The sequence below is a fragment of the Snodgrassella sp. M0351 genome (assembly GCF_016100575.1).
Lineage (GTDB): Bacteria > Pseudomonadota > Gammaproteobacteria > Burkholderiales > Neisseriaceae > Snodgrassella > Snodgrassella alvi.
The window spans coordinates 648,729-673,817 of the sequence record NZ_JACFSG010000001.1 but is presented as its reverse complement, the minus strand read 5'-3'; the positions used below and the strand labels follow the sequence as shown (position 1 = coordinate 673,817).

General features: G+C 42.9%; 32 protein-coding genes. All 32 read right to left on the bottom strand.

Annotated features, from left to right (window positions below):
* Window positions 1-25: 25 nt before the first annotated feature.
* Window positions 26-685, bottom strand: coding sequence for a hypothetical protein (locus tag H3V01_RS02970; RefSeq protein WP_198185961.1), 660 nt, complete (start codon window positions 683-685; stop codon window positions 26-28).
* An 11-nt stretch (window positions 686-696) separates the two neighbouring features.
* Entirely contained in the window at window positions 697-2,094 is a 1,398-nt protein-coding gene (locus H3V01_RS02965; RefSeq protein WP_198185960.1) for a hypothetical protein, read from the bottom strand.
* On the bottom strand, window positions 2,091-2,699 hold the full coding sequence (locus H3V01_RS02960; protein ID WP_198185959.1) for a DUF2612 domain-containing protein: 609 nt from the start codon (window positions 2,697-2,699) through the stop codon (window positions 2,091-2,093). Before H3V01_RS02960 ends, H3V01_RS02965 begins: the two co-directional genes overlap by 4 nt.
* A 20-nt stretch (window positions 2,700-2,719) precedes the next feature.
* Window positions 2,720-3,916, bottom strand: a complete 1,197-nt coding sequence (locus H3V01_RS02955; RefSeq protein WP_198185958.1) for a baseplate J/gp47 family protein — start codon at window positions 3,914-3,916, stop codon at window positions 2,720-2,722.
* Entirely contained in the window at window positions 3,913-4,266 is a 354-nt protein-coding gene (locus H3V01_RS02950) for a hypothetical protein (protein ID WP_198185957.1), read from the bottom strand. Before H3V01_RS02950 ends, H3V01_RS02955 begins: the two co-directional genes overlap by 4 nt.
* Window positions 4,263-4,973, bottom strand: coding sequence for a Gp138 family membrane-puncturing spike protein (locus tag H3V01_RS02945; protein ID WP_198185956.1), 711 nt, complete (start codon window positions 4,971-4,973; stop codon window positions 4,263-4,265). The genes H3V01_RS02950 and H3V01_RS02945 overlap by 4 nt, the downstream gene beginning before the upstream one ends.
* A complete protein-coding gene (locus H3V01_RS02940) occupies window positions 4,951-5,847 on the bottom strand; it encodes a baseplate hub protein (protein WP_198185955.1) in 897 nt (298 codons plus the stop codon). The genes H3V01_RS02945 and H3V01_RS02940 overlap by 23 nt, the downstream gene beginning before the upstream one ends.
* Entirely contained in the window at window positions 5,837-6,112 is a 276-nt protein-coding gene (locus tag H3V01_RS02935) for a phage baseplate plug family protein (protein ID WP_198185954.1), read from the bottom strand. Before H3V01_RS02935 ends, H3V01_RS02940 begins: the two co-directional genes overlap by 11 nt.
* Window positions 6,109-6,747: a phage baseplate protein gene (locus H3V01_RS02930; protein ID WP_198185953.1), complete on the bottom strand. Its 639-nt coding sequence runs from the start codon at window positions 6,745-6,747 to the stop codon at window positions 6,109-6,111. The genes H3V01_RS02935 and H3V01_RS02930 overlap by 4 nt, the downstream gene beginning before the upstream one ends.
* 90 nt (window positions 6,748-6,837) lie before the next feature.
* Window positions 6,838-7,347: a hypothetical protein gene (locus H3V01_RS02925; RefSeq protein WP_198185952.1), complete on the bottom strand. Its 510-nt coding sequence runs from the start codon at window positions 7,345-7,347 to the stop codon at window positions 6,838-6,840.
* A 111-nt stretch (window positions 7,348-7,458) separates the two neighbouring features.
* Window positions 7,459-7,743, bottom strand: a complete 285-nt coding sequence (locus H3V01_RS02920) for a HigA family addiction module antitoxin (protein ID WP_078474829.1) — start codon at window positions 7,741-7,743, stop codon at window positions 7,459-7,461.
* A gap of 140 nt (window positions 7,744-7,883) precedes the next feature.
* Window positions 7,884-8,816 (bottom strand): hypothetical protein, encoded by a 933-nt coding sequence (locus H3V01_RS02915; RefSeq protein WP_198185951.1) that lies wholly within the window; start codon window positions 8,814-8,816, stop codon window positions 7,884-7,886.
* Between the two features lie 211 nt (window positions 8,817-9,027).
* Complete coding sequence (locus H3V01_RS02910) at window positions 9,028-9,969, bottom strand: SHOCT domain-containing protein (protein WP_100125160.1); 942 nt, start codon at window positions 9,967-9,969, stop codon at window positions 9,028-9,030.
* A gap of 51 nt (window positions 9,970-10,020) precedes the next feature.
* The gene (locus H3V01_RS02905; protein ID WP_100117069.1) at window positions 10,021-10,407 is read right to left on the bottom strand and encodes a hypothetical protein; all 387 of its coding nucleotides are present in this window, start codon (window positions 10,405-10,407) and stop codon (window positions 10,021-10,023) included.
* Window positions 10,404-13,052 (bottom strand): CHAP domain-containing protein, encoded by a 2,649-nt coding sequence (locus tag H3V01_RS02900; RefSeq protein ID WP_198185950.1) that lies wholly within the window; start codon window positions 13,050-13,052, stop codon window positions 10,404-10,406. The genes H3V01_RS02905 and H3V01_RS02900 overlap by 4 nt, the downstream gene beginning before the upstream one ends.
* A complete protein-coding gene (locus H3V01_RS02895) occupies window positions 13,033-13,233 on the bottom strand; it encodes a hypothetical protein (protein ID WP_025330135.1) in 201 nt (66 codons plus the stop codon). Before H3V01_RS02895 ends, H3V01_RS02900 begins: the two co-directional genes overlap by 20 nt.
* Before the next feature lie 8 nt (window positions 13,234-13,241).
* A complete protein-coding gene (locus H3V01_RS02890) occupies window positions 13,242-13,649 on the bottom strand; it encodes a hypothetical protein (RefSeq protein WP_198185949.1) in 408 nt (135 codons plus the stop codon).
* Window positions 13,649-14,098: a phage tail fiber protein gene (locus H3V01_RS02885; RefSeq protein ID WP_198185948.1), complete on the bottom strand. Its 450-nt coding sequence runs from the start codon at window positions 14,096-14,098 to the stop codon at window positions 13,649-13,651. The genes H3V01_RS02890 and H3V01_RS02885 overlap by 1 nt, the downstream gene beginning before the upstream one ends.
* Window positions 14,099-14,114: 16 nt before the next feature.
* The gene (locus H3V01_RS02880; RefSeq protein WP_198185947.1) at window positions 14,115-14,633 is read right to left on the bottom strand and encodes a phage antirepressor N-terminal domain-containing protein; all 519 of its coding nucleotides are present in this window, start codon (window positions 14,631-14,633) and stop codon (window positions 14,115-14,117) included.
* A gap of 90 nt (window positions 14,634-14,723) precedes the next feature.
* Complete coding sequence (locus H3V01_RS02875; RefSeq protein ID WP_198185946.1) at window positions 14,724-16,190, bottom strand: DUF3383 domain-containing protein; 1,467 nt, start codon at window positions 16,188-16,190, stop codon at window positions 14,724-14,726.
* Between the two features lie 8 nt (window positions 16,191-16,198).
* Window positions 16,199-16,705 (bottom strand): phage neck terminator protein, encoded by a 507-nt coding sequence (locus tag H3V01_RS02870; RefSeq protein WP_198185945.1) that lies wholly within the window; start codon window positions 16,703-16,705, stop codon window positions 16,199-16,201.
* Window positions 16,675-17,055, bottom strand: coding sequence for a hypothetical protein (locus H3V01_RS02865; protein WP_232332581.1), 381 nt, complete (start codon window positions 17,053-17,055; stop codon window positions 16,675-16,677). The genes H3V01_RS02870 and H3V01_RS02865 overlap by 31 nt, the downstream gene beginning before the upstream one ends.
* Window positions 17,042-17,623, bottom strand: coding sequence for a hypothetical protein (locus H3V01_RS02860; RefSeq protein WP_198186462.1), 582 nt, complete (start codon window positions 17,621-17,623; stop codon window positions 17,042-17,044). Before H3V01_RS02860 ends, H3V01_RS02865 begins: the two co-directional genes overlap by 14 nt.
* A 1-nt stretch (window position 17,624) precedes the next feature.
* Window positions 17,625-18,032, bottom strand: coding sequence for a DUF4054 domain-containing protein (locus H3V01_RS02855; protein WP_198185944.1), 408 nt, complete (start codon window positions 18,030-18,032; stop codon window positions 17,625-17,627).
* A gap of 9 nt (window positions 18,033-18,041) precedes the next feature.
* Entirely contained in the window at window positions 18,042-18,353 is a 312-nt protein-coding gene (locus H3V01_RS02850) for a hypothetical protein (RefSeq protein WP_100117059.1), read from the bottom strand.
* Between the two features lie 53 nt (window positions 18,354-18,406).
* Window positions 18,407-19,408: a DUF2184 domain-containing protein gene (locus H3V01_RS02845; RefSeq protein WP_100125152.1), complete on the bottom strand. Its 1,002-nt coding sequence runs from the start codon at window positions 19,406-19,408 to the stop codon at window positions 18,407-18,409.
* Window positions 19,409-19,419: 11 nt separating this feature from the next.
* On the bottom strand, window positions 19,420-19,896 hold the full coding sequence (locus tag H3V01_RS02840; RefSeq protein ID WP_198185943.1) for a structural cement protein Gp24: 477 nt from the start codon (window positions 19,894-19,896) through the stop codon (window positions 19,420-19,422).
* Window positions 19,897-19,906: 10 nt separating this feature from the next.
* A complete protein-coding gene (locus H3V01_RS02835; RefSeq protein WP_198185942.1) occupies window positions 19,907-21,025 on the bottom strand; it encodes a DUF2213 domain-containing protein in 1,119 nt (372 codons plus the stop codon).
* Complete coding sequence (locus H3V01_RS02830; protein ID WP_198185941.1) at window positions 21,022-21,825, bottom strand: phage head morphogenesis protein; 804 nt, start codon at window positions 21,823-21,825, stop codon at window positions 21,022-21,024. The genes H3V01_RS02835 and H3V01_RS02830 overlap by 4 nt, the downstream gene beginning before the upstream one ends.
* Window positions 21,776-23,317 (bottom strand): DUF1073 domain-containing protein, encoded by a 1,542-nt coding sequence (locus H3V01_RS02825; protein ID WP_198185940.1) that lies wholly within the window; start codon window positions 23,315-23,317, stop codon window positions 21,776-21,778. Before H3V01_RS02825 ends, H3V01_RS02830 begins: the two co-directional genes overlap by 50 nt.
* A complete protein-coding gene (locus tag H3V01_RS02820) occupies window positions 23,314-24,657 on the bottom strand; it encodes a PBSX family phage terminase large subunit (RefSeq protein ID WP_198185939.1) in 1,344 nt (447 codons plus the stop codon). Before H3V01_RS02820 ends, H3V01_RS02825 begins: the two co-directional genes overlap by 4 nt.
* Window positions 24,650-25,081 (bottom strand): terminase, encoded by a 432-nt coding sequence (locus tag H3V01_RS02815; RefSeq protein WP_198185938.1) that lies wholly within the window; start codon window positions 25,079-25,081, stop codon window positions 24,650-24,652. Before H3V01_RS02815 ends, H3V01_RS02820 begins: the two co-directional genes overlap by 8 nt.
* Window positions 25,082-25,089 lie beyond the last annotated feature (8 nt).

The following is a 25,089-nucleotide window of genomic DNA, read 5'->3' as shown; positions in this document are numbered from 1 at the left end:
AAAACCGCTTTTCAGCGGTTATCAGTTAATAGTTGCTTTTAGCTTCTTCCCATAGCCGGAACAGCCTGTCCTGATCAATATCCAAGGTATCAGTAAAAAACTGCCAGATATCATCATTTTCCAGTGTGAATGTCTGTGCTTCCATGATGGCATTGCGCACTTTAATCAGATGAATACCGGTCAATTCCCGCTCTGCAATTTCCACCAGTTTTTCTTTATTTTCCCCATGCTCCAGCTCAATCTGAGTTAGTATCTGGTTACGATTCAGACTGCCGGCGTTTTTACGCCGGTCTTTTAAACGCAATTCCTCGGCATTGGTTTTTTCAACCCATTTGTTTTCAGATTCTGACCATTGGCTATATGGAGGTGGCACAATTGAGGTAACAGTATCAGGAAAGGCTCCTAACTCTCTATACACGATTTCTTCTCCGGTTGTTTTGAGATAAACCTTCTGTCCGCGAAAATCGTCGATTGTCGATACATTTCCGGTCACCGTAAAATATCCGTCCGCGTTTCGCTTTCCGGTTACGATAAATGTCTGATTTTCTAATAAAACCGGCAATTTACTATTTGCTATAACTGAATTTAACGGAATACTTGGTGTGCAGGCATCCAGATGATCTGCTTCTCGTAAGGTTTCAGGTATCAGCTCTTTCGTCTCGTTATTGTATGAATATATCTGCATCACATATCTTTCTAAATTCTGGTTGCAATCAGCATGGCAATGTTTACCGGTCGCGTTTCGTCCGCCCAGTTGCCCTCGTCCCCGTAACTGCCATCTTTTAAAGTTTTAGCTGGCTTATCAGTCGTACTTGATGGAATTTTATTTGACTTACCCCACGTCCAAACATCATCCGGAATAGCCCATTCATTTCCATTTGCACTTGTTGAGGTTGGCAAATAATGGCTATGGCCTTGAATACTATGATTTTGAAAACTATTAATATTTCTTAGTCTGTCTATACCTCGGCTGTCGTCTAAACCTCGTAAAAAAACACCTCTAAGATCGGCAATGTTAATAACATTATTGGTTATTAAATCCGGATATAGCAAAGCCAGCCGCCAAAACTTGTCTTTGTGCAGATTGCCGTCATTCCGGTATTTAATCAGTCCCTCACGAATGTTAGTTGTAGGCAAATAAATTGCACTGCCAGTTTCAGGGAAAGACAGCCAGCGACCAATTTTTAACCAATAATATGGCTTGGTCTGATCTGTATTCTGCCAGCCGCTGGGCCGGTATACAGGGTTCCTCGGGTCTTTACCTTTACATCCATCAGGGTGATAACATTCGTACCATTCACCATCAACTTTGACTAAATCCCCAGCTTCATACTTTTCTGTAGGAATATATCCGCCAGAAACTGGCAGATGGATATCTTGACTGCCGTTAAACGGTACGCTACCGATATTGCACGGGCTGAATAATTTAGATGCGGTCGCAGCATTACCGGTTGTATCCTGATTGCCGGGTTTATTTACACCGGGCAAATCTATATCTGTTTTGGCATTGAAGGTAACGCCACCGATTTTACGTGCCGCAATCTGGCCTGCATATGTAGCAGTGGAAGCATTGCCGGTTGTATCTTGGTTACCTTTGGTATTCACGCCGGGCAGATCAATATCCTGTGTACCGTCAAAGAAAACCCCGCCGATATTGCGTCCCTCAAATAATTTTGAAGCTGAAGCAGCGTTAATTCCTATGCCGGCAATAACCTCCCAGTATTGGGGATTCTGATTAGGGTTGTTAGTGTTCTTATCTGCAACTGAGATAAATACCTTCGTACCATCATCAGCCAGCAATATCGCACCTTTCTGATATCCGCCAAAAGCATCGCAATAGGCTTTATCAAAATAGAACAGATTACCTTTCTGCATATGTACAATAGTGGCGGATAAGGCGTTAAGAATGCCGTTAAAGTCCATACCCTTTGGAGGCAGGCCGCCCGATTCTACCGGCTGCATGGTTACGTTCGGAAAACCGTCGCTCCATGTTGCATCCTCCGGATCTTGTCCGGGCTGCCGGGTGTTCTGAATATTGTTTTTACTGCCGTTAGCCGCAAATGCCTGCGGGATTAATACTGGATTTTTACTCATGCGAAACTTCCCTGGTTAAATGGTTGAAAACCTGTTCCGGAAAAACCAAAAATCCCCGCAGGCGGGGATTCACGATAATCAATTAAAACGCCGGACGGGCGCGGTAATAATTGCAGGTTATAGATAATATGCCTTTCAAATTTATTGGGTATGAATTCAAAAAAATACCGCCCTTTCATGTGGCCGGTAATTAAAAAATACACGCGCTTCTCAGGAAATATCATGCGCAGGTATTTATTAATATTCGGTGCCGTTGCATGAAGAATATTGGCCGCTGCCTTAATCATAATAAGCAAGCGGAAATGTTTATCCGATAATTTATAAGCAGTAAATCGAGCCCCAGACGCACTAAACGGCCGGTTATTAAACGGCGTAAAAGCTTGAGGAGTGGTTTTAAAGCCGAAAGTATCGATATCATCAGGCGGAATACTGATATTGCGATTCACGCCCACAATCCGCCCCCAGATATCCAGCCCGAAACTCTGTGCAGTTTTCACATTGAAAGCCAGCCGGTAAAAATCATCAATTGATCTGGCAGGGTCTATGCATTCATTCATGCTTTCAATCAGACTGCAGATAACCGGACTGTTCGCATACTGTGACATTAAAGTGTCTTGAATATTTTTCATGATATTTTAATCTGATAAATTGAGGCTGTCGGGTATTCATCCACGCCGATTTCAAGCATGTCTGCCCATTTTTTACCGTTCTTACTCACCCGCAGCGATACAATACTTAAATGAGGAATAGCTGCAGCAACCGGACAGATAAATTTAGAAGCAATAACCGGCTGTCCGATTGCCGCCTTTGCGGCTCCGGTTGTAAAACCGGTAATAATGGCTGCTTTTACAGCCTCGCTATCCTGATATGACAGCAAATCAGGATCATCAACCATAACCTGAAAAAAAACCGGCACAAAAGCCGGTCGTAAAAATTTCACGGTGTATGTCGGCGGTCTGACGGGGAAATTTTCTGTATCCGCTATCACGCATTCTGTATTGCCATTAAAAGAACAGCCCGAACCGGCTTTGTTCAAAATGGTACGGGCAATGGTTTCATCATCTCCGCCCACTACGGAAACCAGAATACTGTTTCGGATAACCGGATAATTAGTGGCACCAACCTGTATAGTCTCATCTGTCGGGTTATCGATAACAAACACATCTTTAACATCGGCTAAATCAGCCACTGCGCCATAAGTTGAGGCATTGGTATTTTTGCTGTTAATCGCTACCGATGCCCGTCGGCGTTTTTCAAAATCTAGACGGCTTTCTTCTTCAACACCAGCAATGGCAGCATATGGGTTAGTTACCCGATCCAAGCCAGTAATTGCTTTAGGAATACCGGTAATCGTATCGGGTGCAGCACTGATATTGCCGGCAGATACGCATTGTGCATGCACGCTCACTTTACCGTCTCCGGCAATGGTTGCTTCATTAGTTAACTGCCATTTATTACCGTTATCGTCGTTAAATACCGTACCGGCAGGAATAGTTACCCCGGCCAGCCCGTTCAGTACCAGCATTACACTGGAATGCGTAGCCTGTTTGCGGGTCATAAAATAGATATAGCCCAGCCCGTCCTGCCAGATACCCTGCGCATAACGCGGGTCGAACTGATTCAGCAGGGTTATCATCTGATTGCGCTCATCGGTGATAATGGCTGCCAGAGAAGTTACTAACTGCCCTTGCGGTGTGTTCATGGCAGTATTCAAGTCCTGCCCGAAAGCATTTCTGAACAGCTCCCATAAGCCACTAATTACCTCATCTGTAGACGGTGCAATAATCCCCTTATCAGTAATCTGTAATTGCGGAATGCTCATAAACCAATTACTCCCGTTTTATGATTGCTGTTAGTAAATTTAATTTGTCCGCGGATAATCCGCTCACCGTCAAGCATTAACTCTGCCTGAGCGGTGACAACTCCGGGGACGCTGAGCGCGGCATCGTGAAGATGTTTGCGGTATAAAGCCAGCGGATAGCGACCGTTGCCAAGAATGCGCGTTAAATACGGTATTCCCTCCTGCTGGTTAAAATACATATCTTCTTTCATGGTACGGCAGGCACTGGCAATATCCTGTGCTTGCTGATAGGTGCTTTCAGCGACAGCGATATTGCCATCAGCATCAAGCACCAGATCCCATGTATCAGGCATTAAAAATAATGTTTTCATGAATTGGGCTTCCCTGTATTGCCGTTGCCAGTAGTTACACCTTTGTGAGTGTGATTTTGCAGACTGACTGAACCGGCTTTAATATCTCCATCGGCACTGATACCGCCGCCACCGGTAAACTGTGCGGTCTGTAAAGCATTGACCGCATAGCTGCCTGTCGTAGTAGTTACCGCTGAAGCTTGCATGTTGATTGATGGTGCCTCCAGCGTGATACTGGTCGGTGAGTGAATCACTATGCCGCTGTCTGAAAAACTAATGTACTGCTGCGGTGTACCGTTTAAAAATCCGCCGATATACAGCCCGTCATTCCAGTCATGCTGGCGGCGGCTGCCGGGTGCGGATTCGGCTTTATTGCGCTTAACTGCGGATATGTCGCGTGAGGCAAAAGCACATAAGCCGATATCGCCTGCGACCGGATCGCAGATAACCGCATTGCTGCCGCCCTGTAAGCGGAAATACGGAACGCTGAATATTCTGCCTGGTGAGTAGACATTACCTGCACCGTCAAGCATCTGCACCAGCGGCTGTACGTTTACTTCACCCACCGGACTGACACCGGTACCTGAAACCGCCAGCACTTTGACAAGGGTTACGGTCTGAACCCGCGATATCAGGTTGGAAATAACCGCGTTAAATTCTGCTGCTCCGCCTAGTGAATGATTGATATTCAGGTTGTCCAGATTTTCATATTCTGCTGATTGCTGCATCTTTGCTGTCTCTCCATGTTGCGGCTATATCACAAAACCAGTTCCCGTCCGGCTGATTGGATTCAAGGCTTTTATGCATGCCGTATATGCGCCATTCGCTGTTACATACTTCAACCTGGCTATCCTGTATCTTGCAGATACCGCCGAAACGCAATAACGGGTCGTACAGGCATTTAAAAGTTACGCCGCGTATATCGGGTACCGGATAGCTGATCAATCCTGAGGCGGGCGTAATGACCGGAATTTTGATGTTGCGTGAGCCGCCTTTCGGTGTAACCGCAATCAGGTTATTCTCAATGTACATATCAAACTCAAAATCATGTTCAAGCGTTTTAAGCTTATCCAGATTAGAGCCGTTTAAGGTCAGGTTTTTGGTGATTGCAGATACGCCGTTATTCTCAAGCTGATAACCCATACTGTCACAGATATCTTTGATTGCATCGGCAATATCCACCTCACCTTCTTTTTCATACGGCGGCTGCGGTTTTTTGTACTCCAGCATGGCCGCCTGAGATTCAATAACCAGACAGACATCGGGAGCCACGGAAAAATCCATTGTCGCAAAAGTAATATTGCCCTCAAATTCAGTAATCAGCTGATCACCCTCTTCTCCAACTTCAACTTTTACTCTGTTCATCAGTGCATCAAGCGTATTCCAGTGCACATGGAACAGTTTGGCCATTTTCTCCAGTGCCAGCCCGTAGATTCGTATTTGTGCTACCGGCATTACTGAGCCGTAACCGAACATGATGTTACACATCACACGAAAGCCGGTTGCGCTGATCTGGTTATAGTTGCCGGTAAAAACAATCTGCTCACCCTGTTTGTCCTTGTCCCGCAGGGTAACGGTTACTTTTATCTGTTTACGTTTCATCGGTATATACCAAAACAAACCGGCCATTCAGGCCGGTGTAAATTGGGTTATCGTCGCCATGTGTATCTATGAATACAAGATTTTTCGTTATCGGTGTTTTGTTGAGACAGACGCGGTTTTGCACCTGTACGCCGTCTTTGTCGTTTTCTACGCTGGCAAAAAGCTGCCCGAGCCGCGTAAATAACCGGATATGCCAGCGACTGCCGTTAATCACAAAAGATATATTCTGATTAGGATTAGCATCAAGAGGAATAACAAAAATCATTTAAATAATCCTTTTATGAAGTCCTTACCAAAATCAACAACTTTTCTAAGCACGGAGTCTGTTGGCTTTTCTGGCTGTTTTTCTCCGCCGTCGCTTTCTTTTGCATCATCAGGATTTTTTACCTCTTCGGTATCGTATTTCACTACCACTTCACGCACTTCTTCTAGATGGAGATTTACTTTAATCAGTTGTGCACCGTCTGACGCTTCACGCGCGGTGTCGTAACCAACAATACAGGCGTTGGTATAAACATATTCAGGCGTAATAATGTAAAACAGCAGTGTACTGGCAGCCAGTGTTTCAACCTGTCCGAGAAACACGCCGCGCATTAAAGTGCCTCCTGAGCCTTTAGTAAGCTGTACAGTGGCTTTATACGGATTGGCGACTTTGTTGTAACAGGCGAATGAGCCTTTTTCAACCGGTGCCTGTGCTATTTTGGCGGAATTACTGTACTTAAGAGAGGTAACGTTATCAGCCAGCAGAATGGGTATTCCATACTCGTTAAATACACCCCAGTAATTTCCGAATACGGCATTTATCAATGCTGCACCGCCCAGACTGATCAGGGCATTAGTACCGGCAACATTCAAGCCTTTAAAGTTTGGTATGTTAGGAATACCGTCAATTGGCAGCATAGTTTACTCCAATAAAAAAGCAGCCCGAAGGCTGCAATAGAAAAGCCAGCGCATGGCTGGCTTGAATTTTTATACAATCAAAATAGAAGCTTATAAAGCTTTATATTTTTCCATTATCATTCGTTTGTATTCTTCTACAGGCGCTTGAAAGGCAGCTTCAATATCACTATATTCTGACGATGTTACTGGAATCTCAAATCTTGTTTTATCAGATTGCGGTCTGCCATCATTTACCTGAATGATTAAGTTTTCATTTTCAATATAATTTTTAAAAGGTATATAAAAATTTGTTCTCTGAGAAGATTTCTCATCCCTTTCTAAAACTAAACTCAGCGCATAATCTATATAAAAAATATCTTCATTTTTAAACATGGGTATATCTAAAAAATTATCTTCAGACTTTTCCCCATTTTTATATGGATCAAGTCTAACATATTTTTTTTCTTGTCCATTAAGATTATATCTTTTATCCTGTAATCCTAAATTTTTAGCAAGTTCAACTGCAAATTTAAGAGCGGCTTCAATTAGTTGAGTTCTTATTTTGCTTTTAGTATCGATATCTTTTTTCCAAGCATTGCATAAATCTTTATATGTAATCACAATAAAACTCCTTTCAAGCAATAAACTTTATTGTTAATTTAATTTATACTATTGTATCAGTAAGTTAATTTTTTATAAATAAAAAGCCGGAACTGAGCCGGCTTGAATTTGTTAGATGGATAATGCTGTATTTAGTGGAACTACATCGGCATGTGATTTCTGGCTGGCTTTCCATAAATCATAATTTACCTGCATATTGAGCCAGAATTGCGGGCTGGTATTCAATAAGATGGATAACCTTACTGCCATATCCGCACTTATTCCGGTTTTCCCGTTAATGATTCTAGAAAGAGCCGCCCGCGTCACTCCTAAATGTTTAGCGGCTGTACTAATGCTGGTATCACCTAAATATTCTTTTAATACTTCACCTGCATGGCAAGGATTGTGCATACTCATACGCTTAACCTCCTAAAACCAGATATTTTGCTATAAATAAAACCACTCTTTGAAGTGGTTTTATTGTGTAATACATTCAAATATTCACTAAAAACTCATAGAAAAGTTGTTGCTATACTAAAGAATACTAAATTAATCAATTAAGATTCATCTTGGATAGATAATATAGTTGATTGTTTTATTTTATTTTCTTGTTTATCAAGATTGAGGGCTAGATTAATTTGACGTTTATTTCTGATTGCATCCCATATTTTATCAATATCATCTTGGCAGAACTCATCCTCATCAAACAAAGCTGTAAATTCACCTGTATTGGGGTTACTTAGTGTAAATTTACTAATTGTTTGGTGTTTAGTTTCTACAGCAAATATTCTAAAGTAATCTACCATGATCTCACTAGTATGTGATATTCTGTTGGCACGCCTACTTGCGTCCTGTATATCTGCTTTACTATATTCTACTTCATTTATAGTTGCTTTATCTGCATCTTTTATACCTTTAAGAATTGCAGCAACATTTTTTTCATTATTTTCTGTTAATTTATCTATTGCTCGATAGAAGCGTTTAGTTTGCTCAGTCTCTTTGTTATTCTCTAATTTAGTTTCCATGTACTTTCGACCCAAATAAACGCCACCCACAATAAGAGCTAATGTAACCAGTAAAATTATTTTTTCAACAGATGACATATCACTCATTGCCGTAGTAACCAAATTTATCAAGGATTGCTGATAATCCGACTCAACTTCTGTGCTTCCATTTTTAATTGTAAATGTTAATTGATATTTATCTCTATATGAGCTATTTAATCTTTTTAGGTTTTCTTCTCCAAACAAAGCTATGGATACAGCGCGATAAAAATTATCCTGAACTTCTACTAAACTTTGTGCAAAACTAGCAGGAAAACTGCAATTATAATTGTCTCCTTTAATTTTTATTATAAGCTTCGCATTAATTTTATCAAATACACATTTGTATAAAAATTCATCATCTTTATTAAGATTTTCATCAACTAATATTTCACTTAAGATTTTATCGATATCTACAGTATTATTCCCTGATACAACGTTAGTCAATTTTGTACCCTTTATATAAATTAGTAAATAATTATATTTATTTTACAATTTTTATCATATTTCTAAAATAAACAATTTTAGTAAACCTTATTAATAAAAATAATTGTCTTAATTATGTTACATAATCAAATTGTGTATACTTATACGCCTAATCTACTAAAACCCAGATAAACCACTCCGAAGAGTGGTTGATTGCGTAACAGAATCAAGATTAAAGTTTATATCCCTCAAGCTCTTTGGTTTTGGCTTTTATCAGCTTTATTCTACAGTTGAACCGGTTAATTTCTGTCTGCACCTCCGTATCAGCCGGCTTTTCCGAATCGCACTCATTATCCGCACTCTTAGTCCAACTTTTAAAATTTGAGCTTAACTGATCTCTAATTGATTCTGGTATAGCGTCCCATGTTGTTTGTAGTGTTTTTAATGAATCATCTGCTTCTTGCTTTAATTTCTGTAGCTTTGCTTCTTTTACGTTGACATAAACTTGATCCTGCTGTGCTTGAAGTTCTGAAATACGGCTACGCGTCAATTCAGTCTCACAGTTTAAATACTCAATTTGATTCTGCTCTGGCGTAGGGTATTGGTTTGACTGGCACTGCTTTTTCTTTTGTTGATTCCATGCAAGCTGTTGAGGCTTTAAATGGTTGCGCACATCAACGTCCATATTTGTCCATAAGGTATTTATCTCGTCATTTGCTGCTGCATTCTCCTGTTTTGCACTTTGTAATGATGCTTGTATATTTTCCTGAGTATCCTCTTGGCTATCTGTATTGGTAACAGTTTGAGCTGCCGGCTCTATTGCGGGCGTACTTGCTGCTGTCTTTTCTTCGCCATAGCATGCTTTCAGAATTACGCTAATTACAACCAAGAAACCAATCGTTGCCAAGATACTTTTTAAACAGCCACCATTTTTAGCTACAGCAGTCGCGCTAGATGATGCAGCCGCAGATGCACTTTGATTAATGATAATCTGCGGCTTTGCCTCAGTTGGCTTTGTTTGAACTGGATCACCATACCCATTATGGGAAGATGTATTACGGGCTTGGTTTAGTAATAAAGCTTTGTGTTCTTCATACTCTTCCTGAGTTATTGCCCCTTTTTCCAGTAATTCATATAAGCGTGTAAGTTCATTTGTTAATGATGGTTTAGACATAAAAAATCCTTATGCAGTATCAAAGTTTTTACCTAAGTTACTACAAAAAAATCAAGATGAACAAAACCAATTAGCAACTAGTGAAAACATTGTATCTGCCTTAATTTTCTTATACGTGTTTTCTTTTGCCTCATTATCTGTTTCGATAACTTTGTTATTTTTTAAATAAGCAGTATCAGCCATCTTCATTAAATTTTTTTCACAATTTATGTGAATTTTCAGCATTGTAGAATCAGCAGAATTTCCTTCTGGTGTTTTAAAAGGTTTAGGCTCCTTTACTATAATCCATGCAAAATCTTGCCCGTCATAAAAATTATTATCTGCATACAAAATCAAGCCATCAGGAGTATGGGCAATTTGTTCCCAATCAAACTCCTTTGCTGCTAAAGGCGTTGCAGTAATTAAACATGCTATACCAGATAAAACAAATTTCTTCATGTCATCGATACCCCTAGCTGGTTAAATAAATAGTTATGTGTTTCTTTCATCGCTGCCACGGTATTTCCACTAACAGTATTTGATGAAGTTTTAACATTCATATTTGGTATATTAACATTAACATATTTCCTATTGTCTGTATGTGTTGTTGTATTACCTCCAGCTAACTGATTGCTTTGGCTTACTCCTTTTGATATTCGATTTGCGTTATACGCCATTTCCATATTAGCGGTCTGTTTAAAAAAAGCATCCCGTCTGTCATGCCCGCTCTTGTATTTTGGGTCATCCTGCCGCCAGATAATATAATTATCACCTAATATTTTGTGTCCTTTATCGTATGCGACATTCGGATTATCCAAAAATTCTTTTTTGGTCTTGGAGTACGCGGGATTGTTGGATATTTCAGACAGCATATACTTAACCATTTCATCAAGCGAAGCTTTTGATCTGGTTATTTTTCCGTTTTTATATAAACCCTTTGCTGTTAATTCCGCAATTAGCTTTTTAGCCCGAATTCCCTGCCAAGAAATCAGTCCAACATTTGTTGCGCCATTTTTCGGGTCTGTATGCGAACCAAAAAGAAAATCCGGATTAAATGAATTTTCCCGACCAATCTCAGCAGTCATTATTCTCGCTTGCTGTGCGGATAAACCATGTTCACGAAGAGATGCATAAATTTGCTGAGCATAATTCATATTTCCTTTTACAGATACACTGGTTGCCGTTTTCTTCTGGTTTGGCGTTTCTGATGATTTCATACGTGCAATAACCGGCGTAATCTTTCCCGACCTGATATCGTTAAAATAAGCATCTGAAGGAGCGGCAGTATTCCCTCTTTTATTAGTCTGAATAAAATCTGAAACCCAATATTTACCGTTAAAGATAGCAGCATGACCATAGTTATGTTTCGATTTACTTGAGGACGGCATAGACATAACATCCCCTTTCTGAGGAGTGTAATTTTCATTGTAGGCAATACTTTGAAATTTCCCTGTTTTAAGTAAATTGCCTGCTACATCTCGTCCATGTCCCCAGATTTTAATACCTTGCGCTCTTAATGCATTATTAACATATTCAGCACACTTTTCCGCGCTAGCCTTTAAAGCATGGCTGGTGGCGTAATCCGCTGCTGCCTGCGCTGTTTCTGCTGTCTTTTTTGCTTTGGCAGGCGCATTAGCCTCTACAGGTTTCTGAATCCCGTTCTGCTCAAAGTAATCCTTACCGCCATGAAACAGCCGGTACATACTTTCACCGATGAAGCCCGCTACATCTTCTTTCTTTTCACCCATTGCATCAGCAATTATGCCTGTTGCAATATCAGAATAATTGTCAATCATCTGTTTGGCTTGCTTAGCCGCACCGGTAAAATCGCCGCGCACCAGTTTACCCAGAATTTCAGCATAACCTTTCAGGGTAGGAATGGTGTTATTTTTTACGGCATCAACCAGATTGCCAAATGCAGTACACAGAGTATCAACGGACATTTTGCTGTCTTTAATACCGGCACTGAATGAACTCCAGTCAAACAGAGATTTACCGCCCTTAGCCCAAGTGTCGTAATCGTCGTACAGAAGTACAAAAGCCCCTGCCAGAGCAGTTACCGCAGCAATAACCGGATTAATTGCGATTCCAAGGGCACCCATAAGGCGGATTAACGGCGTAAACGGAGCAATAAACGCCAGCAGTGCACGTCCGGCACTAAGTAAGGTAGGAATCAGCAGCATACCAATTACGATCGCTGCGGTCTGGAATACTGCCTTAATAACTTTTTCATGCCGTTGTAGAAACTCAAAGAAGCTGTTTACTACCTTAATCAGAGTAAGCAGTATCGGCGTTAATGCATCACCCACCAACTGCTTCATGCTTTGCCAGTGTGCGCTCAATATCGCCTGCTGTTTGGTTAATTCGCGACTACGGGCAATGGCTTCCCCGTCTGAGTGATACATTCTTTTCTGAATATTCAGAATTTCCTGTAACTCTTTGCGACCAGAAATTAAGGCGTTGATTGTGCCGTCATCAAAGCCCATTTTTTTACCGATTGTATAAGCCTGTTCCTTTGGCATTTTCTGGAATGAATCAGCCAGATCAAGCATTACATCATCCAGTTTGCGAACCTTACCGGCATCATCAACGACACTGACACCCAAGGCATTAAAGTATGGCAGCATGCTAGCGTCACCAAACATAACCAGCCCGTTCATAGCCTGTTTAATACCGGTTAAAGAGGCTGTCATACCCTGCGCACTGCCACCGAAAGCACCTGCCGCATTCTGCCAGTCTGTAATACTCGCAGTAGCCATACCTAGCTGACCGGAAAGCTTTGACACTTCCATATTGGCATGCGCAGCATCATTAGCCAGTTTAAACAGCCCTGTTGAGCCGATGATTACAGCAAAAAATCCGGTTAGCTCCTTAGTTACTTTTGCAATGGCCTGACCGAATTTTGCTGTCTGTTCGATAGAGGAATGATATTTCTTCGCTAGTTCCTCGTTAGCCTTTCCAGCCTGCTTTGAGGCTTTTTCGGTTTTATCCAGAGACTTTTCTAGTGCCTGATTTTTCTTTTCCGCTTTATCTGCCTGCGCAGCAAATTTAGATGTATCAAGCATTAGCTCGACAAGCATTTGTTCAACTATATTCGTTGTCATACTTATTCACCAACATTTTGTTATGTTCAGAAACCTGATAAACCTCAAGAATATTCAGTACATCCTCAAGCCCCAGCACACTATCCAGCTCAACGTAAGAAGCCAGTCCGGCTGTAATAACCTGACTGGCTAAAGAAGAGACATTCACTGTTTGTGCAAGCACGCCTTCACGGAAAGGCAATCCCGCCGTTAGTTCATATCTAGGGGATTGCCGTTCGTTAAAAAATCGATATGCACCAGTAAAGCCTCTTTGCGTAATTCAAACAGTGTTTTTAAATCCTCAATATCACTTTCTATATCCAGACTGCGCGCCAGTCCGCCAGAGGGCACTATCTGCACGCAGGTAAGCAGTTCATCCAGCAATTCACCGCCTATCTGCGGGTCTATCTTGCTGATAACACCAATGGCGAGTTTTGCCATTTCCAGCATGCCGCCGTTTGGATTGATACCCGCTGTATCAATGCCGCTTCCGGCAAGGGCAAACAGGGCGCGTTGTGCCCATTTATCCGCCTGTATAATCGGCATTTCGGTGATCAGAAAGGTTTTACCTTTATCGCGACCGGTATCTATGTTGATTGTTCTTGTTTTACGTGCCATCAGTTAATCTCCTCTGCGCCATTCAGAACTAATCTGAATGTGTACTGGCTACCTGCCAGTAATTTCTGACCGGAAGCCCCGCCGGTTAATTTAACCAGTGCACCAGTGGCACTGTAGCGTTTTTTTACAGACGGAATTTCAACCACAATATCAATCGGGCGTGTTTCCATGTTGGCATTGAAGTCTTTGCGGATATTCTCCATATGCTCGATTGACGGGCTGTTTGCTTCTAGATGCAGTGTCCATTCCACTTCGTGCGGCGTATAGCCCATTGACTGTTTACCATCTACGCCCATGCGGGTTTCTGAGATATTGGCATCACCAAAGCCCCATGCGTTATCTGCCTGAAAGCCTTGCATCGTAATATAGTTGTCGTATACACCTGTGCAGCGCAACATAAGTACGGAATTGGCTGATGTAATCGTTAGCGGGTTATGTCCCATTGGCATGATTTAATCCTTTTACTTAATCAATCTGTTTAAAAAGGTCGAGCTGATTAATTGCATCCAGTTGCATTTCAAGCTGCCGTTTTTCTAATTTGCGCTGATTTAAGGCTTTACCTGCTGCACTGCCGCGCGCCTCAGATTCAGCCTGCTGCTTTTTTAGCAGTTCCATTTCCTGCAAAATTTTTTCACGATTGGCTATGCCGTTAGTCCAGTACTGCCATAATGCATCGTCACATTCATTCTGATAGCGGATAATGGTTTGCCTTTTATGTGAGGCTACTTTGTTTGGGTTAATGGTCATCAGCCAGCCAAAAAGTTTTCTCAATGGAAGGCAAAGCATTGAACGATTTCTGTTATCATTGGCAACCGTGGTGATCTCCACCACGGTTGATTTAAATCTTTGTTTTATTTTTACAAATTGACTCTTCCAATCCAGTCCCATGCCATCAACAACCGTACGCATAGCCACATATGGCTCACCATCGTGGTTAATAACCATTATTTCTGAACCTAAAAAATTAACGTTTAAATATTCCATGTTTAACTCCGAATGAATAAATAAAAACCCGTACATTTTGTACGGGTTTTCAGGGTGGTTTCAGGGTTGTTCCCTTATTTGAATTCAGTGTTATTGCACAGCGATAGAAGCCAGATTCACAGTATGAACACTGCCGCCGTCTGCATACCAGAGCTTTAACGGCAGTGATTCGCGCTGTCCGCGTACCTGTGCTGAAGCTTTATTTATCAGCAGGCAGTAACCGGCTGTTTCAATCTGTCGCGCTGCATCAAAACCGGCCTCATAATTAATCTGCGATTTCTGCGCTTCGGAAAGGTTTACCCCGCGCTGAATGCCGCCAAAATTCAGCATTTCATTAATCGGGTCTTGTGCGGCTGCGCGATGAATAGCAATGCCTTCCTCGTTATACGGGATAGCTTTATAGCTGATAAGCATATTCATAAATGCCAGTTGCAGCTGAGCGTTGAAATACACCTGATTCAGGTAAGTATCCACCCAGGCAAAATCGCCGCTTACTCTGGTATTTCTGAAAAAGATAAACCGCTCATTAGCTGTTGCCCACGCGCCATAATAGGCGTAGCCGTTGCTTTCCAGCGCAGTGGCATCTTTAAGCGAAGTGACAGAGGCGGCAATACCGCTTTGCCGCTTGAATTCCATAGTCGAGCGACCGTTTCTTTCACTAAAGTTGATGGAGGCGGCATAACCGCAAGCCAGCCCTGCCTGTTCGAGTGTGCCGTAAATCGCTGTCGTTCCGGATATGGCATTTTCTTTCAGCCATGAGGCAAAGCAGTTGGTATTGTTGGCAATCAGGGCGGTTGGCTCCTGCGCATAATAAACAAACCAGTACCGGCTGTTCTGTTTACTGTTCCACTTAGCCAGTGCTTTCAGAACATCCTGAGTAAATGCATCGCCAATGGTAGTAATAACAGCATAATTCAGGGTATAGCCTGATACACGCTCCATTACAGAATCCGGACTGTCTGCCTTAGTGGCATTATCAGCAATCGCCCCGGTATTTTCAGTTAAACAGAGGGCTTCTGCCGCTGTTCCGCTGGCAAAGGAAATAGCCGAACCTGCACCGGCAGATGGCGAGCTGATAATAAATGCCTGTAACTGCGTATCAAAGACAACATCGTTAGTTAAAGCCTCTTTGATTTTTACCGCAGCATCACTAAAGCTTTTGGCTTTGCTTAAATCGATTGTTGCAGTGGTTACCGTGCCGTCTATGGTTAGGGTTATTTCTCCTTTGATGGCTTGCAGTTCATTCAACTGCAATGATTTAACACTAGCACCAATCAGCCGTGCACTAATATCAGTCTGATTGTATCGGGCGATAAACAGGGTTGCGGGCTTGATAGTTGAACCGACATAACCATCAAAATAACACTGAGCAAACTTATACTGTTCACTGTTATAACCGTATACAGTGCCTACATCGGCGGCACTGGCATACTGATTTATCGGGTAAATGCTGCTGTCTGACAGTACAACGGTATTTAAGTCCAGCGCATCACCGCCTGTACCGATTACCGCCGGATTGACGGTAACAATATTACTTGCAGGAATTGAAGGTAACATAATATTTCCTATGGGTTTTTCAAAGTTATAACCGGCATGTCCAAATAAGTCTGTTCATGCGAAAATTCAGGGTTGTATTGCAAAAGCAGTTCGACCATCCAGCGTTGCTCATAGCGTGACTGCTCATTGATAAACGTCATCTGTACAGGGGCTTTGCAGTAAAGCGGCTGGCAGGAGATAAGCCGCGCTGTGGAATAGTGGCTTTTCCAGAGATTGCACAGCTTGCGCGCTTTATCGCCTGAACCGGCACCATAAAAATCAATCTGCATGGTTATCTCAACTGACTGCTGCACAAAGGTCTGATTGTCTGCCGGCTCGTAATAATGAGCCGATACATCCAGTGCCTGTTCAAACAGAATTGACATAACGATCGCCTGATCAGGTAAAGGTGCATCATTCTGGTAACCCTGTATGACTGATTCAGGCGGGCATAAAAAAAGCCCGAGCAGATATGCGCGGACTTCTGTGTAAATCTGTTTATGCGTTACTGTCGCCATAGCAGCACCTTGCACCATGCCGGAAAGGATTCCAGCACCTGTTTAACCATCCATTCTGATGTTTCATTTTCGCCGTATGCGGTAAAAATTACCCGTTCCGCACCTTTGCCCTGTGAGCGGCGGATTGCAGCTATCTGACCGGTTAGATAGGCATAGATAAACTGCCCTTGCTGGTTAATCAGATTAAGGTGCTCAAGGTCGGCAGAGGAAATGCTTTGCAACTGAATAGTTATGGGCTTTTCCTCAAAGCATGGCTCAATGGCACCGGATTCATCTACTGCTGAGCCGGAATTGATTTTTAATACTGCCTCCTGATCAGGATTAACCCCGGCAATAATGCTGTTAGCCATTCCTCTAAGATTCATCATTATCTGATACCTCTACACCGATCGATCTGGACATCCGCATAGTGTCACGCAATGGAGCGTCCCTGCCTTTTCTGGCGATGGTCGCTTTTGAGTTAGGCGGGTCTGTCCATGTCATGATTGATTCAACCAGATCGCCTTTCATCGCCTTACCGACCAGTTCCAGTCCTTTTGTCGCGCCATGCTGGTTAACCAAACCCGGTAAAGCCTTAATCCATTTACCCTTATTCACCCGTACTGTTTTACGAAAAAATGAGCGCGCCGGAATGTTGATTGTGTGCGCCGGTACGGTATGAGTAGTGGCAAAATTGGCTTTAGACTGTTTAACAAAACGACCGTTAAGCCGGAAATCCCCGGTTTTCTCGCTAACCAGCCGGTAAACGGTTATCTGATGTTCCGGAACCTGAATCTGTGCGCCGTATTCATTCCAGAACGCCACCTGTGCAACAGGCAAAGGCTCGCCATCGGCTTTTGCATAGGTAGCTTTTTCAAAAATACCTGCCCGCACCTTTTTGTTTTTGCCGGCTGCATATTTTTTCAGTGCATCCGATAAATCACCGATTTTTTTCATACTAACGCCTAACCGGCATGGGAAACTTGCCGAGCACATAAAAGAATGAGCGGTACCGCTTCGTTAATACCCAATATCGTGCCCCATATGGTGTCTGCTGATACCATTTTTCTGAATCTTTAGTCTGCCCATTATCCAGCACAACAGACACACTACCCTCAGAAGCACTGGCAATACGACCGACCGCCTCGTTACCGCTGTCGATACGCTGCTGCAAGGTTGCAATATGCGCTGTCAATAAAAATAGCAAAAGCTCCCGTTCTTGCAGATCGTGGATAACACTGTGCTCAGTGTTATTACACGACATACTGGCTTCAACAAAAAACATACTAAGCTGATCATCAGTTGCGCTAATTTTCGGGTACAGTTTCCGGAACTTTAAGAGGTTAAACTGAACAATACCGCTCATAGTTGCACCTTATTCCAGCTCGTTGTTTTTGGGTGGCGAAATAGGCTCTGTGCTGGATTTAGTCTTGCGTTTCTCTTTAGCTTCTGCCGTAGTGTCTTTGGTGTTGCTGTGCGCAAAAATCAGCCCGTTCTTAGTAATATCGCGATCCTTATTTTTGGCCAGCCATGCCTGCCAGAAATCCGCCGGCACATTTTCGGTAATACCATGCCCGCCAATAACATTAGATGTATTAAACCCGTTAATCTTTACGGTTTTATCATCAACCTGTAAAAGCAAGCCATTAGCTATCTTGCACCCGATAATAACTGTGTCATTCGACATATGAACTCCTAAAATAAAAACCACCCCTGAGGGTGGTCGTCTTTATATAAAAATTAAGAAGCCAGCATACTTGCAATAAACAGCGGCCGGTAAATAATAGCTCCCAGTGTTCCCTGTGACCGCTTCTGCTCATAACCTGATGACATCTGAATCAGCGGGTGTACGCGCATTTTTTCGGTAAATCCCAGTTCTACTGTTGGCTGACCTTCATACTCGTCTACAATTAACTGAACTAATTCGCCAGCTTCGGTTTTATATTCCGGTATTGTGACTATTTTCAGATTCGGGAAATTTTTATTAACCTGATCAGTCACGTTTACATTGTAGGTATTGGTTTTCGTTAGTTGTACAGATGCATTTGGAGACAACAGCATAGTCATTGGTGTTTCAAGATCAACCAAACCGTCCGTTTGTTTTATGAGTTGAGCAAAAAGCCGCTGGATTGAATCATAAACCTCTTGTCCGTCCATGCTCTCCCATGATGAATCTACTATTGACGGCAATAGACGAGGATCATTTATCAAACCATAATTCTGCAAGCCTTCAATTCCGCGTAGATAGCTCTTGTTCTGGAATTTATTTAAAGTCAAGGCAGCCGCAATCTGCTTACGGCTTGCCCAATCCAGTCCGGCAGCACCAGCTATTGCTAATTCCCGTTCACCAATACGAATAAATGTCTGGTAGTGATAGGGCTGACGAGATGGATAGTTAACATTCGCATCACTTAGTCCGTTATTATTGAAATCACCATAGGACGAAGTCTCACCAGTGCTTTCCAGTACCTGAAATGTCACTGTTGTTGAGGTAAAGTCACCTTTTTTACATTCAGCGAATGCTTTTGCCGTTTTCATTGGCGTTACCAATACCTCAATAACCTTTGGATCAACATAAGTTGTAAACAAAGCGGGAATGCCGGCATTTGGCGAAGTTTGCAGGTTGCTGGCACTATCCATAGCCAGCGCCATTCGACTTTTATCGGTTAGCTCTACGGGAGCCTTACCCGTTGCAAATACAATCCCTGCACGTTGATTTAAAGTATTAAAATTTAATTCCATTTTAAATCCTTTTAATGTTTTGAAATCTTGGCTAATGCACCAGCTTCTGCTTTGCTGGCTGCAATAAAGCCTGTTTCTTCGTAACCGGCAGGAGCGGTATCGGCAGCAACAACACTGCCATTAGCTGTATTGGCAAAAACTTTCTGACCAATATTTGCACCACCAGCGAAACGAGCCCAAAAATCGCCGCCATCATATAGCGTTACGATAAAACCTTTTGGAATGGTTAAACTGGATTCAGCCAGATACTCATTAAGGAGTGCGGTATTGTCTCGGCGCACAAACCCGATTAACCCATTGGCAACTTTGGTATTAGTAGCCAATCCTGTTTCAGGATCGAACCATGCAAAGCTGCCAACAATTACGCCTTTATCACCGGCTTTGATTTGCCCTTCACCTGCAAGTACAGAGTAATAGGGATTGGTGGAGGCAAAATCACCCTCAACACCAACCGGCAGATCATTATTTAAATGTGTTTGAAATCCCATTTTTAATCCTTTATTTAAAACGTTCTGTAAGCTTATCCGCAGGTGCCAACATGCTATCCGTCGCCACAGTGGGTCTGGGTGTCTCCGTAATCAGCATTCCAACCATTGCCTTGTATGCGCTAGGGTGCACGCCATTAATATTTATGCCTTTTTGCTGTAAGGCATATTCATAAACCGCCTCGGCACTGTCCATAGCCACTACACCAACCAGCGGCTTGACCTGTTCGCGTGCTTCAAACAGCGCAGTAACATCCTTTACCGCTGCCGCACGGATTGAATCAGCATCCATCGCCGGCTTGGATTTTTCTGTATCGTCCGGCTCTTCGTCTTCTGCCTTTTCTTCCTTGTTATCAGATTCCTCATCTTCAGCGGTTTTTTCTGTTTTATCTTCGTCTTCCGCTTCTTTCGCCGGCTCTTCTGTGTTACTGGCAGCGGGTACCAGCATATTGTCTGCAACCGTTTTAATCACTCCCTCGACAACATCCGGCGTAATATCGCCATCCATGCCTATAAGAGGCTTTAACACTTCTGCTACAGCCTCAATTGCACCTTGTTTCAGCTTCATTGAATTCTCCATAAGTCCGATTGGTAAACCATCTGCAATAACTGCATCTCTTCCTATTCGTCCGCGTTCAACCATAGCTACATGATTGCCGTGGATATTCCTCATAATTCCGTCATATTTCTGTCCCTCAAATTCGCCCGAAGTCATATCTGCGGTGTAGGCATATCCGGCAGACAGTTCGTTAAGCTTTTCGTTTTCAATCAGTGCAATGGCTTCTTTGTCAAAAATACGCAAGCTGGCATAAACATCGTTACCCTCTAGCTGCGGGTTAATTACTGTTCCAACCGTAATATCGTTATGTGGCTCTTCTGCGCTGACTGGCGTATGCCTGAGCAGCAATTGCACCCCGTTAAAAGAAAGGAGAGCTTTTTCAAGCTCTCCCTTGTCGCGTAGCAGGTAATAGATTTTGTCCGGTTGCAGTTGCAGCCTTTCGTAATCCGGTATTTCCCGCCCGAAATACGGATTAACGGCAGCCTTACTGATAATTGTTCGTTCAACCAGTAAATGTCCGTTACCATCATAAGAACGCATGGATTTATCCATGGCCAGAGTTTTTTCGGTCATTGTCCTATCCCGTCTATAATGCTTTTACTGCCGCAGCGGCAATTAATCAGCATGCCCGGCTGTACCCATTCACCGTCCAGATACATTCCTTTGCTCACCTCAAATACTTTACCGTTTGCCTGTAAATGTGATTGCCGTGGCTTTTTGCTGCGGTGTGAATGCAACCAGATTGCCTTGGTGATACCCAGCTCCTGCCGCTTGGCGCATTCAATGACCGCATGCGCCTTTGCTCCCTGATCTCTTGCAATCAGTTCAGCACGGCGTTTACTGATGTCGTAATTTTTTTCAAGTTCTGTCGCCAGTCCTGAAAGGTCATAACCGCTGGTAACACACTGCCATACCTGCTTCTGTACCCGCTCCAGATACTGTGAAGCAATGGATTTAATCTCCCCGACATTATTTTCAATTGTCGCTTGTAACGCTTCACGCTGATATGGTGTTATCTGAAAACGAACAGTAAAGCCAGCTTTGCGCATTTGTGTTTTTAACAGGCTTTCGTAGTTAGTTACGGTTTTACTGACAAATGCCTCAGCAATTTCCGGCGCCAGCCTGTCCAGATTGCCTGACCATTTAGACGCCAGATAATCAACCACGTGGGCAACCCAGTCGACTATGCCGTCCATAGCCATCTGAGCTTTTCCCTGAGCGGCACGTTTGCGAAATTCTGTCACCAGCACCTGATTCACTTCATCGGAAATCTGATTAAGCAGTTTAACAAGTGCTTTGCGGTAGCTGTTTTCTATACCGGCATTAGGCCATAGTGCCGGCAGTGTCGCCGGCTTCTTCCTGATTATTGCCATAATTAAAATCCCACTGCGGCTGTTCCGGTACGTCTTCCACATCAATACCTGAGTAGTCTCCACTCTCATCTTTTGCTAACCGTGTGCGCACCTCTTCTTGCGCTAACACGCCTGCGGAAATTAAAGACACATCCCGTTCAGCTTTGGATTTTTCAATCGTTGCTAGCTGCTCATCGTTCATTTGTTCGAGTGGATTAAATTCGAAAATGATTTGATCGTCGATTTTTCCAAATAGATCTAATTGGATCAGATTTAAAATTACCTCAATCTGTGGACGTAAATGTGCCTCTTGCATACTGGCTATATACTCATGATAGACCTGTATTTCTCCATCACTGCTGGCATTAAGACCGCTAGGCGTAACACCCAGTAACTTCACTAGTGGTGTACGACTTGGCGCAGCCATTTGCTCTTGTGACTTTTGTAACAAATTATCCAAGGTGGACAGAGGCGTATTAAATTGGAAAAATTCCTCACCATCCTTATCAAGCATCATCAAGTTTTGATTGCTGCGCAGTAATGAAAATAACTTACTACGCAGCAATAATTGTGCTGTACCTTCGCCACCATCAGAAATGACATTCTGCATGTCAGTTTTTATACCTGTGATCGAAAACGAGTGAATTAGATCAGATACACTGTCTACAGTACGTTGCCAGCGTTCAACATACGGCTGCATAAGCTGCAACATGGAAATGCCACCAAAGTTATAAACAGGTTTAAACATATCGGGTACAGGGCGCATGATTAACGTTAACAGCCTGTCATCATGAATTTCCTTGCCTAAAACAAACCAGCGCAATGGCTTAAAAAAATCAGGTGCAGTGGCATCGTTGGCATTGTAAAAACTAGGTGTTGTCCAGATTGGCTCAATTAGAGTAAATCCCTTTAAACATCCCTTACCCAATGATTTATCATTAATCAGTAAGGGGATATCCAAATGTTTATGCTGTCTAATATCGATAAATATTTGCGAACGACCAAAAATCATTTCATTCTCAATATGCTTGCGCATTAATTCGCGAATATTGAGTTCTTTTAAACGACCCTCAATCGCCTTAATTTTGTCCTTATAGTCTTCATTACCTCCATTAGCGACTTTAACTTCACCCCAAGCACGTGTCATTTCTTGTGCTGTAGTCTCATACACGCAACGATAATCAGTTGATTGTGACATGTTCGCTAACGCAGGGTATCCAATGAATCCTTTATAAAAATGAGGAGCACTAGCTGCATAATTATTCAGATCAACAATACTATCTTGCGCAATTGCTGGCTGTTTACCAGCAGGAATGACACCAGCGGGGATCTCCGGCAAATCGCAGGCTGATTGATAACTTTTCTTTGCCTCCATTTCATTAATTAAAACAAATACTTGCTCATCTAGTTTATTGCGTTGTGCTTTAAGAGCTAACTCTTCTTTTTTAAGCCGGTTAGCCTCTTCAATTGCTGCAATTTCTCGCTTCTTTTTGCTTTGCCAAAATTTCATCATAAACCACTCAGAACATTAGGATTGATATTTAAACCAGCGGATACCGGAGCAAAAGCCATGATTAAGGCATCAGCACGGTTAGGTGACGGAATGCCGCGCTTTTTCATATCCTTTTTACTTTCTACCCGTACCCGCCCGTTATCGTCATACGCTACCTGCGGCCGGCTTAATTCAGCCTTGAGATATTCAATATCCCTGATACTTCCGTCCAGACTGATCAGCTCATCCGCAGGGTAGTTATCGCCTTTCTCAACTGCACGCCACGTCTTGTAAAACCGGTCGCGCACATGCCACCATGCCTGCGCTTTGATATTGGCAAACATATCTTTGTTCTTTTTAGCCGGCATATACGGCGATTCAGGCTTATAAACCTTGCCGCCGGCATTAAATCCTACGGTCTGAATGCGGCCTTTTTTACGCGCAAACTGAGCCTTGACACCAGCACCGACACCAATACTATCGAATATAACCTTATCAATATTGGCTTCCATTGCGTCCTGATAGACTTTATCAGCGGAATAGATGACATCCTGCCCGCGCCATTCATCCATACAGAACACAATCGAGCCATGCCGGCCGACAGTTGCGTTAGCGTCCTCGCCCTCGTCTGCCACATCAAACCCTAAAATGCGTTTGCCTGCTGCGGTTAAATCCAGACGGGTATGCGCATTTATTGCCGCCTCAATCCATGCTGGTTTAATAATAGCCAGCTCACTGTCTGCAACCGGCTCACCAAGCCAGATATGCCGGTACAGCTCATAATCCCGTTCCTTGCATGCTCCCATTTCTATTCGCAGCACTTCGGGGAAGTTCGGGTTATCGTAATAGTTGGCTTTAATAACAATTGCATTATCCGGAGGGCGGATTACAAACCGCTGGTGTGTATCGTCCAGCATATTTTTCGGATTGTAAGAAACCCATATCTCACTGCCCGGCGTACGGATTGTAGGGATCAGCGTATCCCACATCTCCTGAGTGATACTTTCCGCCTCTTCTATCCAGCATACGCCGGCACCCTCAAGTGACTTAATCTTTCCCGGGTCATTCTTAATCCCGAAAAAGATAAAGTTTGTACCTGTGCCTCTATGGATAATGGTTGATTTCTGTACTTCAAATTCATCATCATAGCCAAGGCGGGAAATAGTGTTTGAGAGTAGCTTGTGTACTGAATCAGCAATTGATAGCTGTAATTCACGTACACACGGGATAGTCGTTTTTGTACGTCTGGCTATTTCAATTGCCAGCTCTGCAAACATCCACGACTTACCTGATCCGCGACCACCATAAGCAACCTTGTAACGTGCTGGTCTGGCAAATTTGGCAAAGTGTTTACTAATCATCTGCCTGCTCAAAAACTTTACTTATTGGACTAGTCTCAATCATTACTTCATTTGTAACAGTAGACTTTTCACGCCATAGTTCAGGCTGTCTGTTCTTTAACCAGAATATCTGGGCGGTAGGATCAGGCGGGATGTGTTTTTTAGTTACACGCTTAACCTTTTTCTTGCCATCATCGCGCACCTCTACTTCCGTTACTTCGATGCCCGTAGCTCTTTTAAACAGCGATTCTGACACCTGTGCATCTGCGATAACCTTGCCGCTTTTTATGGACTTGCAAAATTCAGGATATTTCTGCTTCCATCTATTAATCGTGCTTTCGTTTACATCAAAAAAAACGGCTAGCTGCTTATCAGTAAAACCCAACAGACACAGTTTATGTGCCTGTTCGGCATACTCTTGCCTGTAGTCTGTTGGTCTTGCCATGTTATGCC